At 74.9% G+C, this 16,746-nt stretch carries 10 protein-coding genes and 2 pseudogenes; 1 reads left to right on the top strand and 11 read right to left on the bottom strand.

Annotation, left to right across the window (positions count from 1 at the left end):
* Positions 1-58 precede the first annotated feature (58 nt).
* From purH to LUZ64_RS14385, 3 genes are all read right to left on the bottom strand, one after another.
* Entirely contained in the window at positions 59-1,621 is a 1,563-nt protein-coding gene (purH, locus tag LUZ64_RS14395; RefSeq protein WP_095581261.1) for a bifunctional phosphoribosylaminoimidazolecarboxamide formyltransferase/IMP cyclohydrolase, read from the bottom strand.
* A gap of 41 nt (positions 1,622-1,662) precedes the next feature.
* Positions 1,663-2,310: a phosphoribosylglycinamide formyltransferase gene (purN, locus tag LUZ64_RS14390; RefSeq protein ID WP_095581250.1), complete on the bottom strand. Its 648-nt coding sequence runs from the start codon at positions 2,308-2,310 to the stop codon at positions 1,663-1,665.
* A gap of 365 nt (positions 2,311-2,675) precedes the next feature.
* Entirely contained in the window at positions 2,676-2,816 is a 141-nt protein-coding gene (locus LUZ64_RS14385; RefSeq protein ID WP_170116741.1) for a hypothetical protein, read from the bottom strand.
* A 36-nt stretch (positions 2,817-2,852) separates the two neighbouring features.
* Here LUZ64_RS14385 and LUZ64_RS14380 point away from each other — a divergent pair, with 36 nt between their 5' ends.
* Positions 2,853-3,686 carry a hypothetical protein gene (locus tag LUZ64_RS14380; RefSeq protein WP_232390063.1) on the top strand — a complete coding sequence of 278 codons (834 nt, stop codon included), beginning with the start codon at positions 2,853-2,855 and terminating at the stop codon, positions 3,684-3,686.
* 42 nt (positions 3,687-3,728) lie between these two features.
* On the opposite strand, the gene LUZ64_RS37745 is transcribed toward LUZ64_RS14380, so the two are convergent.
* The 8 genes and pseudogenes from LUZ64_RS37745 to LUZ64_RS14350 form a co-directional block, all read right to left on the bottom strand.
* Complete coding sequence (locus tag LUZ64_RS37745) at positions 3,729-4,325, bottom strand: hypothetical protein (protein WP_372471989.1); 597 nt, start codon at positions 4,323-4,325, stop codon at positions 3,729-3,731.
* Positions 4,241-8,512, bottom strand: coding sequence for a cell division protein PerM (locus LUZ64_RS14375; RefSeq protein ID WP_372471990.1), 4,272 nt, complete (start codon positions 8,510-8,512; stop codon positions 4,241-4,243). Before LUZ64_RS14375 ends, LUZ64_RS37745 begins: the two co-directional genes overlap by 85 nt.
* Positions 8,513-8,560: 48 nt before the next feature.
* Positions 8,561-8,860: pseudogene (locus LUZ64_RS37740) on the bottom strand (cell division protein PerM); the annotation flags it as partial.
* 279 nt (positions 8,861-9,139) lie between these two features.
* Positions 9,140-10,024, bottom strand: a complete 885-nt coding sequence (gene sucD / locus LUZ64_RS14370) for a succinate--CoA ligase subunit alpha (RefSeq protein WP_095581737.1) — start codon at positions 10,022-10,024, stop codon at positions 9,140-9,142.
* Between the two features lie 20 nt (positions 10,025-10,044).
* A complete protein-coding gene (sucC, locus tag LUZ64_RS14365; RefSeq protein WP_095581738.1) occupies positions 10,045-11,223 on the bottom strand; it encodes an ADP-forming succinate--CoA ligase subunit beta in 1,179 nt (392 codons plus the stop codon).
* Between the two features lie 271 nt (positions 11,224-11,494).
* Positions 11,495-12,271, bottom strand: coding sequence for a vWA domain-containing protein (locus LUZ64_RS14360; protein WP_232390090.1), 777 nt, complete (start codon positions 12,269-12,271; stop codon positions 11,495-11,497).
* Positions 12,272-12,934: 663 nt separating this feature from the next.
* Positions 12,935-15,553, bottom strand: a pseudogene (locus tag LUZ64_RS14355) (DUF5682 family protein); the annotation flags it as partial.
* A 44-nt stretch (positions 15,554-15,597) separates the two neighbouring features.
* A complete protein-coding gene (locus LUZ64_RS14350; protein WP_095583431.1) occupies positions 15,598-16,698 on the bottom strand; it encodes an ATP-binding protein in 1,101 nt (366 codons plus the stop codon).
* Between the last annotated feature and the right edge of the window lie 48 nt (positions 16,699-16,746).

Genomic DNA, 16,746 nt, shown 5'->3' with positions numbered 1-16,746 from the left:
GGCGCGGCTTTCGCGTACGTACGGCGGGAGGTACGGCGGTACGTACGGCGGGCGGAGCTCAGTGGAAGAAGTGGCGCGTCCCCGTGAAGTACATCGTCACGCCCGCCGCCTTCGCGGCCTCCACGACCTGCTCGTCACGGACCGAACCGCCCGGCTGCACCACGGCCTTGACGCCGGCGGCGGTCAGCACCTCCAGCCCGTCCGGGAAGGGGAAGAAGGCGTCCGAGGCCGCGTACGAACCCTGGACGCGCTCCTCGCCCGCGCGCTGGACGGCCAGCTTCGCGGAGTCCACGCGGTTGACCTGACCCATGCCGACGCCGACGGTCGCGCCGCCCTTGGCCAGCAGGATCGCGTTGGACTTCACCGCGCGGCAGGCGCGCCAGGCGAAGGCCAGCTCGGCGAGCTCGGCGGCGGACAGCGCCTCGCCCGTGGCGAGCGTCCAGTTGGCCGGGTCGTCGCCCTCGGCCTGGAGCCGGTCCTTGACCTGGACCAGGACACCACCCTCGACGGGACGGGTCTCGCCGTGCGCCGCGGGGGCGTCGGCACAGCGCAGCACGCGGATGTTCTTCTTGCGGGCGAGCACCTCGACGGCGCCGTCCTCGTAGGCCGGGGCGACGATGACCTCGGTGAAGATCTCGGCGACCTGCTCGGCCATGGCGACCGACACGGGGCTGTTGACGGCGATCACACCGCCGAACGCGGACAGCGGGTCGCAGTCGTGCGCCTTACGGTGCGCGTCGGCGACGTCCGAACCGATGGCGATGCCGCACGGGTTGGCGTGCTTGATGATCGCGACGCAGGGGTCGGTGTGGTCGTACGCCGCCCGGCGCGCGGCCTCGGTGTCGACGTAGTTGTTGTACGACATCTCCTTGCCGTGCAGCTGCTCGGCGTAGGCGAGGCCCTTGCCCGTGCCGTCGGTGTAGAGCGCGGCGGCCTGGTGCGGGTTCTCGCCGTAGCGCAGGACCTGCTTACGGGCGTGGGTGACGGCGGTGAAGTCCGGCCAGGGGCTCTCGTCGGCGGCGTAGTCGGCCGCGAACCAGTTGGCGACGGCCACGTCGTAGGCGGCCGTGTGCTGGAACGCCTCGGCGGCGAGCCGCTTGCGCTGCCCGAGGTCGAAGCCCCCGTCGGCGGCGGCCTTCAGCACGTCGGCGTAGCGGTCGGGGTTCACGACCACGGCGACGGAGGGGTGGTTCTTGGCGGCGGCGCGGACCATCGAGGGGCCGCCGATGTCGATCTGCTCGACGCACTCGTCGGGGGAGGCGCCCGACGCGACGGTCTCGCGGAAGGGGTAGAGGTTGACGATCACGAGGTCGAAGGGCTCCACGCCCAGCTCGGTGAGCTGCTCGCGGTGCGAGGCGAGGCGCCGGTCGGCGAGGATGCCGGCGTGCACGCGCGGGTGCAGGGTCTTGACCCGGCCGTCCAGGCACTCGGGGAAGCCGGTCAGCTCCTCGACCTTGGTGACCGGGACACCGGCCTCGGCGATCCGCCCGGCCGTCGAGCCGGTCGAGACGAGCTGGACGCCCGCCGCGTGCAGACCGCGGGCCAGCTCCGCCAGCCCCGTCTTGTCGTAGACGCTGACCAGCGCGCGCCGGATGGGCCGCTTCGTGCCTTCGGCGGTCACGCCCTCGGGGGTCGTACCTTCGGAGGTCGTAGCTTCGACGGTCACGGGATTCTTACCTTTCGTCCCTCTATGCGATAGCCGTCGCGGGCCAGACGCCCCACGACATCGACGAGCAGCGCTCGCTCGACTTCCTTGATCCGCTCATGCAGCGCGGATTCGTCGTCCTCGTCCCGGACCTCCACCACGCCCTGCGCGATGATCGGGCCGGTGTCGACGCCGTCGTCGACGAAGTGGACGGTGCAGCCGGTCACCTTCGCGCCGTACGCGAGCGCGTCGCGCACGCCGTGGGCGCCGGGGAAGCTGGGCAGCAGGGCGGGGTGGGTGTTGACCACCCGGCCGCCGAAGCGGTCCAGGAACGCCTTGCCCAGGATCTTCATAAAACCGGCCGAGACGACCAGGTCCGGCGCGTACGCGGCGGTCGCCTCGGTCAGCGCCCGGTCCCAGGCGTCCCGGTCCGCGTGGTCCTTCACCCGGCACACGAAGACGGGCAGCCCGGCGCGCTCGGCGCGCTCCAGCCCGGCGATGCCGTCCCGGTCGGCGCCCACGGCGACGATCCGGGCGCCGAAGCCGTCCGGGTCCGCGGCGATCGCGTCGAGCAGGGCCTGCAGATTGGTGCCCGAGCCGGAGACCAGCACGACGAGCCGTGCGGGTGACGGGGACGCGGGAGGCTCGGGGGGCGGGGAGGCCACAGCGGGGCCCTTTCTCGCGGGTGATGCGGTTTGTATGGTCGTACGAGACCGAGGGTTCCCCGAATACGGGGGACCCTACGAAGCCGCCGACCGCCAGCAACGATACCGGCACGCGGAACGGCCCCCACGGGACGGGGGCGGCCGCGGAAGGTAGCGTCTGGAAGCAGCGCACGGAAAGCGCGGGCAAAGCGCGAGGAATCCGAGCGCGACGCCGTACGTTCGGTGTGCAGTACGTCATGCGGTCACGTTCTGGCGTACGGGACACGTCGGCGCGCCGTGCGCAGGACGACGACACGAGACGTGTGCAGGACGACGACACAAGGGGAAGACACACTCCACATGCCGGACCGACGCCGCCACGCGGCTCACCACCTCGCGCTGCCCACCGCGTCCATGGAGTCCGCGGGGCCCTCGGGACCCACCGTGTCCACGGGGTCCGTGTCCACGCGGTCCGTGCCCATGGCGTCCGTGTCCATGGCGTCCGCGTCCTTGGGGTCCGTGTCCACGGAGTCCGCGGGAGGCCGGCGATGAGGAACGCCCGGATGTCGCACGAACGCCCGTCGTCGCAGTCCCCGGACGAACAGCGGGACGACAACCCCTTCGCGCCCCCGCCGGAGGGGCGGCCGGACCGCCCCTGGGAGCCGCGCGAGCGCCCCGAGGGGCGCGAGGGACAGCCGGGCCAAGGGGATCACGGCCAGGGCGACGACGGCGCGGGGCCGGGGTCGGGGTCGCAGGACGGCGGGCAGCCCCCGGTGTGGGGCAGCCAGTGGAGCAGCCGGCAGCCGGGGCGCCATGACGGCGGCTTCGGCGGCGGTCCCGGCGGGCCGCGCCCGCCGGGCGGTGGCGGTCGGGGAGGCGGCCCCGGCGGAAGTCCGGGCGGAGGCAGCGGCCTGCGCTGGGACCCGACGGACCCGGCCCAGCGGCGCGCCCGCTACGCCCTGCTGGCGGGCATGTGGGGCTTCTTCTTCGCCCTCTTCAGCATCCCCCAGGTGGCCCTGCTGCTCGGTGCCCTCTCCCTCTACTGGGGCATCAGCTCCCTCCGCGCCAAGTCCGCGGGGCGGCGGCCGGATCCGGACGGCGCGGGGGTGGCGCCGGGTACGTCCGGCGTCCCGGGTACGTCCGGCACGCCGGGTGTTCCGGGCGCTCCGGGTGTTCCGGGTGTTCCGGGCGCCTTCCGGCCGCAGACGACGGCGGCGGTGAGCGGGCTGGTGACGGGCGGACTGGCGCTGGCGATCGTGGCGGCGACGTTCCTCTTCCAGATCGTGTACAGCGACTACTACACGTGTGTGGACGACGCGCTGACGCAGACGTCGCGGCAGGCGTGCGAGAACCATCTGCCGAAGGAGCTGCGGCCGCTGCTGGGGACGCGGGACTGAGGCGGGCTGGGGCGGGGTTGGGGCGGGCGGCGGGGTTTTCCCCTACCCGCCCCTTCCCGTAACCGGGGGCAAGCCCCCGGGCCCCCTTCCGGGCGCCGCACGGTGGTGGCGCCCGGGTCGCCCGGGTCGACCGGGTCGCCCGGGTCGCCCGGCGGGGTGTCGGTGCCGCCTCGACGGCGTCGACGGCGCCCGGCGCCGGGCCCGCGTCGGCCGGCGGTCCTTGGCGGTCGCTTCCGGCCCGTGCGGCGTCCGGGGGCCGGGGCGTGGGCGTCCGGGGCGTCGGGGCTGCGGCGGGGCTGGGGGTTCGGCGGGGGTGCCGGTGCCGTGCGCCTCGACGGCGTCAACGGCGCCCGGTGCCGGGCCCGCGTCAGCCAGCGGCCGGCGGCCCTTGGCGGTCGCTTCCGGCCCGTGCGGCGTCCGGGGGCCGGGCGTGGGTGTCCGGGGGCGCCGGGGCCGGGGCTGCGGCGGGGCCGGTGGGCTGCGGGGCCGGTGGGCTGCGGGGCCGGTGGGGCTGCGGCGGGGCCGGGGGGGGCTGCGGCGGGGCCGGGGGAAGTTCAGTCCTGTGCCGGGCCCGCCGCCGGGTCGCGCGGCTCGAAGTCCGGTACGAGCCCGCCCCCCGAATCCTTGAGCGCGGCCCACCGCACCTGCCGGGCCCCCGTGTCGTGCCAGACCCCGGCGCCGCCCACGGCCTTCCCCTCGGCCGGTGACGCACCCCGGCCCGCGCACGGGGCCGCGTGCCGGCCCTTCTTCGCCCGGCCCCGCCACCAGGCCCGCGACCGCTTGGCAACCGGCGGGGAGGCGGGCCCGGTGGCCGGGTTCGCGGCGTCCGGAGGCCCGTACCGGGGGGACGCCTCGAGCGAGGGGCGTACGGGCAGTTCCTCGGCCAGGACGGGGACAGGCGGCACGGGCGCCGCCGGATCCTGGGGCACGCCGCGCGGCCGGAGCCGCCGGGTGGGCCGGTCGACCGCCGGACGGTTACGGGCCGCCGCGCCGGCCGGTCCGCTCTGGGACGTGCCGTCACCCGCCGCGCCGCCACGGAGCGCGCCGATGCCGATGCCGGGCCAGCGGCCGCGGAACGCCCTTGCGGCGGGTGGGGCCCCGCCGACCTCCTCCGTCTCCCGCGACTTCCCCGTGTTTTCCTGCGCCGCCTTACGAGCCGCGACGCCCCACCGGCTCCGCCACCGGGGCGCGCCCGCGGACTTCTCCGGGCTCCCGGCGTCCACGCCCCCTTCGGCCGCTCCGGCCGTTCCGGCCGCTTCCGGGCGGTCGCCGCGCTCCGGGCCCTGGGACCGGGCGGTGGGCCCGGACTGAGCGGGGCTCACGGAACGAGCAGGGGACCCGGCCGCTGCTGGGGATCCGGCCTGAGCAGGGGATCCGGCCCGAGGAGGAGATCCGGCTTGAGGAGAAGATCCGGCTTGAGCAGCGGTTCCAGCCGAGGCAGAGGCCCTGCCCTGACCAGCGGCCCTGGCCGATGCGGAGGCCGAGAACCCACCCTGACCAGCAGCCCTGGCCGACGCGGAAGACCCACCCGGCGCAGGAGCCCCGCCTTCGCCGGGAGCCTCGGCCGCCATGCCGTCGGTCGTCCCCCACCGCCGTCCCCGCTGCCGTTCTCGCTGGTCGAACGCGTCCCCGGGGAACTCCGGGTCTCCGCCCTCGACGGAGGCTCCGGCCGCTGCGTCCCGCTCCCCCCGCGGCCGGAAGCCGTCTCCGGTCTCTTCCGCGCGGTGGACCTCACCGGAGGTCCCGGCCGCCGCGTCCGCGGTCTCACCCTCGGCCCACCACGCCTGTGGCCGGACACCGCCCCGGCCCTCCTCCGCGCCACCACCGTCGCCGGACGCCCCGACCGCAGCATCCGCCACATCCCACCACCCCCGGCGCCGGTAACCGTCCCGGAACTCCTCCGAAAGGCCGACCTCACCGGAAATCCCGGCCCCCGCGTCCGCGCCCTCGTCCGCGACCCACTGCGCCCGTGATCGCAAGCCGCCCCGGCCCTCCCCCGCACCGCCACCCTCGCCGGACACCCCGACCGCAGCATCCGCCGCATCCCACCGCCCCCGACCCCGGTAACCGTCCCGGATCTCCTCCGAAAGGCCGGCCTCACGGGAAATCCCGGCCCCCGCGTCCGCGCCCTCGTCCGCGACCCACTGCGCCCGTGATCGCGAGCCGTCCCGGCCCTCCCCCGCACCACCACCCTCGCCGGACACCCCGACCGCAACATCCGCCACATCCCGCCACTCCCGGCGCCGGTAACCGTCCCGGAACTCCTCCGAAAGGCCGACCTCACCGGAAATCCCGGCCCCCTCATCCGCGCCCTCGTCCGCGACCCACTGCGCCCGTGATCGCAAGCCGTCCCGGCCCTCCCCCGCACCGCCACCCTCGCCGGACACCCCGACCCCAGCATCCGCCGCATCCCACCACCCCCGACCCCGGTGACCACCCCGGATCTCCTCCGGAAGGGCCTCGTCCACGGCCCACCTCCCCCGTGACCGCAGTCCATCTCGAACCTCCTCCACGCCGCCGTCCTCACCGGGCACCCCGGCGGCCGCATCCCGCCGCCAGTAACCGCCCCTGAGCCCCTCCGCACGGTCGGCCTCACCGGAGACCCCGGCCGCCGCAGCCTCATCCGCGGCCCACCTCGCCCGTGGCCGCGAGCCGTCCCGGCCCTCCCCCGCACCGCCACCCTCGCCGGACACCCCGACCGCAGCATCCGCCGCATCCCACCGCCCCCGACCCCGGTGACCATCCCGGATCTCCTCCGAAAGGTCGGCCTCGTCCGGGGTGCCGTCGGCAGCCGCTCGTCTCTCCTGCTGCCGGAAATCGTCCTCGGCCGCCGCCGCGCCGTCAGCGTCGCCAGGGTGTCCGGCCGCCGCCTCCTCCTCGCGCCGCTCCGCCCGCTGCCGGAAGCCGTCCCGGGCCTCCGCCGTGTCATCGGCCTCGCCGGGGGTCCCGGGCGCCGCGGCCTCAGCCCACCTCGTCCGCTCCCGGAAGCCGTCCCCCGTCTCCGCCGCGCCCTCAGCCTCGCCGGGGAGCCAGGCCGTGCCGGCCTCAGCCCACCTCGCTTCCCTGGCCGCCTCCGCGTCGTCGGCCTCAACCTCTGCCTCTGCGACGGCCGCTGTCGCCTCGTCGTCCACCCGTGCCCGCCGGGGGAAGGCGTCCTCGGGCGCCGCGGCCTCCGCTGCCCGTACCTCCTCCCGCAACTCGTCCGGGGTCTCTTCCGGGGCATCGTGCCCGGTCGGCGTCCCCCGTCCGGCCCGGCGCCAGAACGGTGCCCCGGCCTTCGCCGGGGAGTCGGGCGCCTCGGCCGGCCCGGGGCCGGCGACCGAGCCCAGGCCCACGGTGACCTCCGTCGCCGACGCGGACGCGGGCGCGGGCGCGGGCGCCGCCGCGGGCTCCGGGTGAGCGCCGAAGCCCAGCCACGCGGCCAGGCCGCGCAGGGCCGCGGCACCGGTCCAGCGGCGGGGGGCGCGCGGCTCGGCGGTCGGCACCGGTGCCGGTGCCGGTGCCTCCGAGGGGGCCGTCAGAGGCGTGAGGCCCAGCGCGGCCACCGGGCCCCGCGACCAGGCCGGTACCGCCGCGCCGTACTGCCGCGACCTGGCCTCCCGCCGCGCCGCGCGGACCGCCCGGCGGCGCAGCCAGCGCAGCGTCAGCGCGCCGGGGACGCCGATCGCGGCCGTCCAGGTGACGGCCGACATCCCGACCCGGCGCCACGGCGGCCCGAAGACCGCGAGCGCGCCGTCGCCGAGGGCGCCGGACGCCGCGTACGCCAGGAACGTCGTCACCACGGCGCAGACCGCGGCGCCGGCGGCCGCGGTCAGGGCGGTGCCCAGGAACGTCGAGCGGCCCAGCGGCACCGCGCCGCTCGGCACGGCGGCGTACGCGATGGCCACGCCCGCCGCGACCGGCACGGCGATCGCGGCCGCGTAGAGCAGCGGCCCGGGGTCGCCCTCCGCCGGCAGGGCCGAGAACAGCGGGAACCGCGGCAGGATCGGATGGTCGGTCACGCCCAGCGGGGCGATCACGCTGCCCGCGCCGACCGTGAAGCCGGGGCCGAGCCCGTAGGCCACCGTCCAGACCACGGCGTTCGGTGCCAGCGCCACGCACAGCAGGATCACGGCGACCCGGCCGGACCAGGCCACCGTCATCTGGAGCAGCGACTCCCGCGCGTCGCTCGCGTGCACGGCGAGCGAACCGGCGAGCAGCAGCGCGGCGGCACCGAGCAGGGCCGCGGTGCCGACGGCGCCGACGCGGGCAACGGCGGTCAGCCGGGGGCGGGTGAAGGCGGCCCGGACGCGCTTGGGCAGGGCCTGGAGCGTGCCCCGGGCGAACGCGGGCGGGGTTCCGCCCGGACGGCCGAGCGCCGTCCACACCCCGAGGCCGATGGACGCTCCGGCGACCAGCGGCAGGTGGAGCAGCGCGCTCAGCGGCGCGGCCCGCAGGGGACCGGAGGAGGCGTAGAGCACGGCGGCGGTGGCCACGAGGAGGTAGCCGCCGAGGAGGGCGAGGGCTACGGTGCGGGGCGGGAGCGGTTCGTCGGGATCGTAGGCGTGCGCATCGCCGTGCCCGTGCGCATCGCCATGCCCGTGCGCGTCACCGTGCCCGTGCGCGCCACCGTGCCCATGCGCGTCACCGGGTCCGTGCGCGTCGCCGTGCCCGCCGCCGAGTCCGGGTCCGCCGCCGAGTCCGAGTCCATCGTCGATCCCCGACGTGCCGGAGCCCCCCGCGCCCCCGTCTCCCCCGCAATGCCTGCCAGCCCCGTCAGACTCACTCGTCCCGTCAGCTCGGACCGCCCCGTCACGCCCGCCGAACCCGTCCAGCGCTTCGATCACATCGATCCCGGCGGCACCACCGGCACCACGGCCGCCCCCCGCCTCCCTCGGATCGCCGGTCCGCTCCAGGGCGTGCCGGGCCGCCCGGTAGAGCAGCCAGCACGGAAGGATCGAGGTCAGCAGGGGTGTCAGCCCGACCGGCGCGGTCCCTCCGGAGAGCGTCTCGGTCCGTACGAGCTCGGCACCGTGCGCCAGCAACCACAGGTCGGCGGCGATGCGCAGGGCGCCGGCGGGCCCGCTGTCGGGGTAGGGGGAGGAGATCCAGAGCAGCAGTACGGCCACGGCGAGCGCGCCCAGCCCCAGCCCCGCGGCGAGCATCCCGCCGAGGAACACCGTGCCCGCCGTCATGGGTGGCGCGTGCACGGCGGAGCGGCCGCGCGCGGGGAACGAGGGGGTGTGCTCGGCATACGGAGTCACAGGGCTCACAGGGCCATGCTGCCAACAACAATGCTTTCGTACGGGTAACGGGCAAATGGCCGTCGTGTCGCCCAGGGTCCGCTTATGACCCGGTTCGGAAACGGGTGTGGGCCCGCACCTCGGGAGAGGTGCGGGCCCACGGGCCACGCGAACGTACGGTCCGGGCCGCGGTCACCACCGCGGTCCGGGGTCGTGCGGTCGGGCCAGGACTCAGGCGCTGAGCGCGGCGCGCGCGAGGCGGGCCGTCTCGGACGGCGTCTTGCCGACCTTCACGCCCGCGGCCTCGAGGGCCTCCTTCTTCGCCTGCGCGGTGCCGGAGGAACCGGACACGATCGCACCGGCGTGACCCATGGTCTTGCCCTCGGGCGCGGTGAAGCCGGCCACGTAGCCGACGACCGGCTTGGTGACGTTGGCCTTGATGAAGTCGGCCGCGCGCTCCTCGGCGTCGCCACCGATCTCACCGATCATGACGATCAGCTCGGTCTCCGGGTCGGCCTCGAAGGCCGCCAGGGCGTCGATGTGCGTGGTGCCGATGACCGGGTCGCCACCGATGCCGACGGCCGAGGTGAAGCCGATGTCACGGAGCTCGTACATCATCTGGTAGGTCAGCGTGCCGGACTTGGACACGAGACCGATCTTGCCGGGCTTGGTGATGTCGCCCGGGATGATGCCGGCGTTGGACTGGCCCGGGGTGATCAGACCGGGGCAGTTCGGGCCGATGATCCGGGTCTTGTTGCCCTTGGCCGAGGCGTACGCCCAGAAGGCGGCGGAGTCGTGCACCGCGATGCCCTCGGTGATGACGACGGCCAGCGGGATCTCGGCGTCGATCGCCTCGACGACGGCGGCCTTGGCGAAGGCCGGCGGGACGAAGAGGACGGACACGTCGGCGCCCGTCTTCTCCATCGCCTCCTTGACGGAGCCGAAGACCGGGACATCGGTGCCGTCGAAGTCGACGGACGTGCCGGCCTTGCGCGGGTTCACGCCACCGACGATGTTGGTGCCGTCGGCCAGCATGAGCTTGGTGTGCTTCATGCCCGTGGCGCCGGTCATCCCCTGGACGATGACCTTGCTGTCCTTGGTGAGGAAGATAGCCATGGTTGTGGAGTCCTCGTCCTTTACTTAGCCGCAGCCAGCTCGGCGGCCTTGTCGGCCGCGCCGTCCATGGTGTCCACGCGCTGCACGAGCGGGTGGTTGGCGTCGGACAGGATCTTGCGACCCAGCTCCGCGTTGTTGCCGTCGAGGCGCACGACGAGCGGCTTGGTGACGGCCTCGCCCTTGCTCTTGAGCAGCTCCAGGGCCTGGACGATGCCGTTGGCGACCTCGTCACAGGCGGTGATGCCACCGAAGACGTTGACGAACACGGACTTGACGTCCGGGTCGCCGAGGATGATCTCAAGACCGTTGGCCATGACCTCGGCGGAGGCGCCGCCACCGATGTCGAGGAAGTTGGCCGGCTTGACGTTGCCGTGGTTCTCACCGGCGTAGGCGACGACGTCGAGGGTGCTCATGACGAGACCCGCGCCGTTGCCGATGATGCCGACCTCACCGTCGAGCTTGACGTAGTTGAGGCCCTTGGCCTTGGCGGCGGCCTCGAGGGGGTTGGCCGCGGCCTTGTCCTCGAGCGCCTCGTGCTCCGGCTGGCGGAAGTCGGCGTTCTCGTCGAGCGAGACCTTGCCGTCGAGGGCGATGACATCGCCGTTGGCGACCTTGGCGAGGGGGTTGACCTCGACGAGGAGCGCGTCCTCGGCGACGAAGGTCTTCCACAGGGTCACCATGACCTCGGCGACCTTCTCGGCGACCTCGGCCGGGAACTTCGCCTGGGCGACGATCTCGCGGGCCTTCTCGATCGTGACGCCCTCGTTGGAGTCGACCGGCACCTTGGCGAGCTTCTCGGGGGTCGTCGCGGCGACCTCCTCGATGTCCATACCGCCCGCGACCGAGGCCATGGCCAGGAAGGTGCGGTTGGTGCGGTCGAGGAGGTACGAGACGTAGTACTCCTCGATGATCTCGGGAGCGGTCTCGGCGATCATCACCTTGTGGACCGTGTGGCCCTTGATGTCCATGCCGAGGATGTCCGTCGCGCGGGCGACGGCCTCGTCCGGCGTGGCGGCCAGCTTCACGCCGCCGGCCTTGCCGCGGCCGCCGACCTTCACCTGCGCCTTGACGACCGACTTGCCGCCCAGCCGCTCAGTGGCCTCGCGCGCCGCCTCAGGCGTGTCGATGACTTCACCGGCCAGCACCGGTACACCGTGCTTGGCGAAGAGGTCCCTCGCCTGGTACTCGAACAGGTCCACGCGCGTCAGTCCCTTTTCCATGGATATCGCGGTTCGTTGTCTGCGCGGGCGTGCCGCAGGGCAGCGTGAGGACGCGATCTTTGACGAGGGCGGCACACGTTCACCGTTGACGCGGCATGTCCGTCTCGCAGGTTATCCCCGTGGGAGGGAGGTCCCTAAATCGCAGGTCACACTCTGGCCGTGATTACGCTCACAGATCGGCTACCGGTCGTCACCCGTCCGGAGCCGGGCGACTAGCCCGTCCGGGCGCCGAGGGGCCGTCCGAGGGCCGTCAGGCCGCCGGTATCGGCAGGGGTCTCCTCTCCAGCGCGGCCGCCATCACCTCGGGGAAGAGGTCGGGTGTGCAGGCGAAGGCGGGCGCGCCGAGGGCCGCCAGGGCGGCCGCGTGGTCCCGGTCGTAGGCGGGGGCGCCCTCGTCGGAGAGCGCGAGCAGTGTCACGAACTCCACGCCGGACGCCTTCATGGCGGCGACCCGCTTGAGCATCTCGTTCCGGATCCCTCCCTCGTAAAGATCACTGATGAGGACCACGACGGTTTCCGTCGGCCGGGTGATGCGCGACTGGCAGTAGGCGAGGGCGCGGTTGATGTCGGTGCCTCCGCCGAGCCGGGTGCCGAAGAGCACGTCGACCGGGTCGGACAGCCGGTCGGTGAGGTCGGCGACGGCGGTGTCGAAGACGACGAGCCGGGTGTCCAGGGAGCGCATGGAGGCGAGGACGGCCCCGAAGACGGAGGCGTGGACGACCGAGGCCGCCATCGAGCCGGACTGGTCGACGCAGAGGACGACCTCCTTGCGCACCGACCGGGCCGCGCGGCCGTGGCCTATCAGGCGCTCCGGCACGACCGTGCGGTGCTCGGGCAGGTAGTTCCCGAGGTTCGCCCGGACGGTGCGGTCCCAGTCGATGTCGTGGTGCCGGGGCCGGCGGGCGCGGGCCGAGCGGTCGAGAGCACCGTTCAGCGTGGCGCGCGTGCGCCGGGTGAGGCGCTCCTCCAGTTCCACGACGACCTTGCGGACGACGGCGCGCGCGGTCTCCTTGGTGGACTCGGGCATGGCCTTGGCGAGGGAGAGCAGGGTGCCGACGAGATGGACGTCCGCCTCGACGGCCTCCAGCGTCTCGGGTTCCAGGAGCAGCGTGGACAGGCCGAGCCGGTCGATGGCGTCGCGCTGCATCACCTGGACGACGGATGCCGGGAAGTACGTCCGGATGTCACCCAGCCAGCGGGCGAGCCGCGGCGCGGACTCCCCCAGACCGCCTTCACGCCGGGTTTTTCCGGTGGAGGGTGTGGGTGATCCGGTGGGCGGCCCGGCGTCGTAGAGGGCCTCCAGGGCCCGGTCCACGGCGAGGTCCGCCCGGCCGAGCGCGGATCCGGCGCCTCCCCCGCCGCCGGTGTCCGCCTCGCCGCCGAGCGCCAGCCGCCAGCGGCGGAGCCGCTCGGTGGCGGCGTCGGGGTCAGTGAGACCAGTAGGACCAATAGGACAGGTGCGGCCGGTGGAACCAATGGACCGAGCGGAACCGATGGGAGGGGTGGCGGCGGCCGTTCCGCCGACCTCGGATGTCACGCCGGTCGTCCTCATCGCCCCGTCCCTTCCGTGGCCACGCAGACGGCGGCGAGCACGGGAACCGCCGTCCCGGCCTGGGCCGGGGGCCGGACCGGGGGCGGGGTCCGAATCCAGGCCGACGTCCAGGACGGGGACCGGGTCCGGGCCGAGGCGCAGGCCGAGAAGCGCGTGCAGCGTCGGCAGTACGGTCGCCGCCCGCTCCTCGTCGAGGCCGGGACCGAAGCCGCCCGGGTCCTGCGCGCCGGGTGCGGGCGGACGGCCGCCGGGGGTGCCCGGGCCGCCCCGGCGGACGAGTTCGCCGAGCGTGCGGCGTACCCCCGGCTCGTACGCGGAGAAGGTGCGGCGCAGCAGCGGCAGGACGGCCGTGAAGGCGGCGGGCGGTACGCCGACGAGCCAGCCGTCGACGAGGGCGAGCAGGCTCTCGTCGTGGACGAGCAGGAGGCCGCCCGCGCTCCCGCCGCCGAGGAAGCCCTCGATCCAGGCGGCCGCCTCGGCGGGCTCGGTGCCGGCCGAGAGGGCGAGGCCCATGAGACGGGCGGCCCGGTCCCCGGTCAGCCGGCGGTCGTCGAGCAGCAGCCGCGCCGCCCTGCCCCGGATCCCGCCGGGCAGCCCGTCCCGCTCGGCGAGCACCCGCAGCACCCCGGCCCAGCGCTCCCGCCGGTCACCGTCGGCGACGGCGGGGGCCGGGCCGTCCTCCCCGGGCGCGTGGGACGGGCCGGGGGCGTCCGGGGCCGGTACCGCCGTGTCCCGGGGCTCCGGCGTACGGGCCAGGCCGGTCCCGGCCGGCAGGCCGACCGCCTGGTGGACGGCGTCCAGATGGCCCCGCATCTCGGCCGCCGCGTCCGCGTCGAGCCCCGCGCACGCGGCGGGAAGGCCGACGAAGACGCGCTCCGCCAGGCCCGCCGCGACCTCTCCGAGGGCCGTGGCGTCCGTACAGCGGACGTCGCCGTACCGGACGGAGCGGACGAGCGCGGGAAGGGCCTTGGCCAGATGGGCGACGTCCGCGTCGAGCGCGGCGCGGTCCGCGAGGACGCGCATCACGGTGGGGAGGGCGTCAGGCAGTCCGGCGAGCAGGCAGCGCTCGGCGAGGGCCGTGAGGTCGGCGAGGGCCGGGGCCACGACGGCCCGGGACTCCGCCTTCGCGGTCGCGGCGCCCGCCACCGTCGTGCCCCAGGCGGACGCCTCGGCAACCCGTACGGACAGCTCGGGCTCCCAGCGGAGCCGCCAGGTCTCGCGGAAGGTGCCCAGGCCGCCTCGCGAACGCGCCGGCTCTCCCCAGCCGATGCCGAGAAGGCGCAACTGGTGCAGGAGCCTGCTCCGGGCGGCGTCGGTGTCCTTGCGCAGGTCGAGCTCGCAGTCCCGTGCCGCGGCCTCGGGTTTGAGGCGCAGGGTGCGCTGGAGCCGGGTGAGGTCGCGCTGAAGAGGTGTGGCCGGGGCCTCGTCCGGGATCCCGCCCAGGGCGTCGCCGATGACGAGGCGTTCCCTTACGAGCGCCAGGGGGACGTCGGAGCCGTCGCACATCACGGCCCGGGCCGCGTCGGTGGTCTCGGTGAGTCCGGCGAGCGGGCGGCCCCGCAGGGCGGCGAGGGTCTCGGCGAGCCGTACGGCCTCGATGACGTGCGCGGAGGAGACGGGGAAGTCCTCCTCTCGCAGGAGGCGCGCGACCTCGGTGAGCCAGCGCTCGACGGGCCGGTCGGGGGCGTGGAAGAGATGGGCGTACCAGCCGGGCGAGTCGATGCCCGCGCCGTAGCCGCTGCGGCGGGCGAGGCGCCGGTGGGTCCAGGGCACCCAGCCGATCTCGGCCTTGACCTTGGGCAGCCCTCTGAGCGCTCGGCGGTCGGCGGCGACGGTGCGCTTCTCGGCGAGGGCCGGTACGTGCCAGGCGCCGCAGACGACGGCGACGCCGTCACCGAACTCCCCGCGCGCTTCCCTCAACTTCAGCCGCATGTGCGCCTCGCGCACGGCGTCCCGGGCGTCGTGGCCGCCTTCGCCGTGGCCGCCCTCGCCGTTACGGCCGCCGTCCCTTTCTCCCCCGGGTCCGTGAACCGCCCCTTCGTACCCGGCCCGTAGCTCGGTCATGGCCTCGGCGAGGGCCTCGAAGGACGCGAGGGCGTCGCCTCCTGGGGCGCCGGCGGCACGGCGGTGCTCGACGACGTCCTCCCACCACAGCTCCGAGTCGTCGTGGCCGGCGGCGGCCGCGAGGGCGGCCAGCGGGTCGGCAGCCGGGGCGAACCGTGTGCCGGATCCCTCCGGACCCGGCCTTGACTCCGGCCCCGACCCCGGACCCGGCTCCCTATCGGGGTCACGCAGCGCGAGCGTGTGCGCCGCGGGCAGGTCGATGAAACGCACCGGCACGCCGTGGTCCAGGGCCCACCGCAGGGCGATCCACTCAGGGGAGAACCCGGCGAACGGCCAGAACACAGCGCGCCCGGGGGCGTCCGCCACATGGGCGAGCAGGGCCACCGGGGGCCGCATGCCCGGATCGGCCGCCAAGTGGACGAGCGGGTCCGCCTCGGACGGGCCCTCGATCAGCACGGCGGCCGGCCGGTATTGATCGAGCGCAGCCAGGACGGCCCGCGCGGATCCGGGGCCGTGGTGACGCACCCCCAGCAGCGCCGGGACGACGGGCCGGGCCGTCCCCGCCGCCCCGACCGCCCTGGCCGCCCCGACCGACCCGACCGCCCCGACCGCCCTGACTGCCCCAGTCGCACCGGCTGCCCCTGCCACCACAGCCACCCCCACCACCCCGTTGCCCCCAGCCGTCCCAGCCATCCCGGCGATCCCCCTGGCCATCCCCGTCCGCCCATTCGGCCAGGTCATACGGACACCTCTCGGCAGGCGCGGTAGAAGTCCTTCCACCCTTCGCGCTCGCGGACGACCGCCTCCAAGTACTCCTGCCAGACGAGCTGGTCGGCGGCCGGGTCGCGGACGACGGCGCCCAGGATTCCGGCGGCCACGTCCCCGGCGCGCAGCACGCCGTCGCCGAAGTGCGCGGCCAGGGCCAGGCCGCCCGTGACGACAGAGATCGCCTCGGCGGTCGAGAGCGTGCCCGAGGGCGACTTGAGCTTGGTGCGGCCGTCGGTGGTGACGCCGTCGCGGAGCTCGCGGAAGACGGTGACGACGCGGCGGATCTCGTCGGCGCCGTCGGGAAGGGCGGGCAGGTCGAGCGAGCGGCCTATCTGGTCGACGCGCCGGGAGACGATGTCGACCTCGGCCTCGGAGGTGGCGGGCAGGGGCAGCACGACGGTGTTGAAGCGGCGGCGCAGGGCGCTGGACAGTTCATTGACCCCGCGGTCCCGGTCGTTGGCCGTGGCGATCAGATTGAACCCGCGCACGGCCTGCACCTCCTGCCCCAACTCGGGTATGGGCAGCGTCTTCTCGGACAGGACGGTGATGAGGGTGTCCTGCACGTCGGCGGGGATGCGGGTGAGCTCCTCGACCCGGGCCGTCATCCCGCCGGCCATCGCCCGCATGACGGGGCTGGGCACGAGCGCCTCGCGGCTGGGCCCGTCGGCGAGCAGCCGGGCGTAGTTCCACCCGTAGCGGATCGCCTCCTCGGGGGTGCCGGCCGTGCCCTGGACGAGCAGGGTCGAGTCACCGCTGACCGCGGCGGCCAGGTGCTCGGAGACCCATGTCTTGGCGGTGCCGGGCACGCCGAGCAGCAGCAGCGCCCGGTCGGTGGCGAGCGTGGTGACGGCGACCTCGACGACGCGGCGCGGGCCCACGTACTTCGGCGTGATCACCGTGCCGTCGGGAAGCGTGCCGCCGAGCAGATACGTGGCGACCGCCCACGGGGACAGCTTCCAACGCGCTGGCCTGACACGGTCGTCGGCCGCGGCGAGGGCCGCCAGCTCCTCGGCGAACGTGTCCTCCGCGTGCGGCCGCAGGGCTTCGGTGGCGATTCCGGGCACGGTCACAAGTCCCCCTCGTCGTGCGCTTCCGGGTACGCGTTCCACACTGCACCA

Source organism: Streptomyces albireticuli, from assembly GCF_021228125.1.
GTDB lineage: Bacteria > Actinomycetota > Actinomycetes > Streptomycetales > Streptomycetaceae > Streptomyces > Streptomyces albireticuli.
The sequence above is the reverse complement of the archived record's forward strand: the minus strand, read 5'-3'. Positions and strand labels throughout refer to the sequence as shown.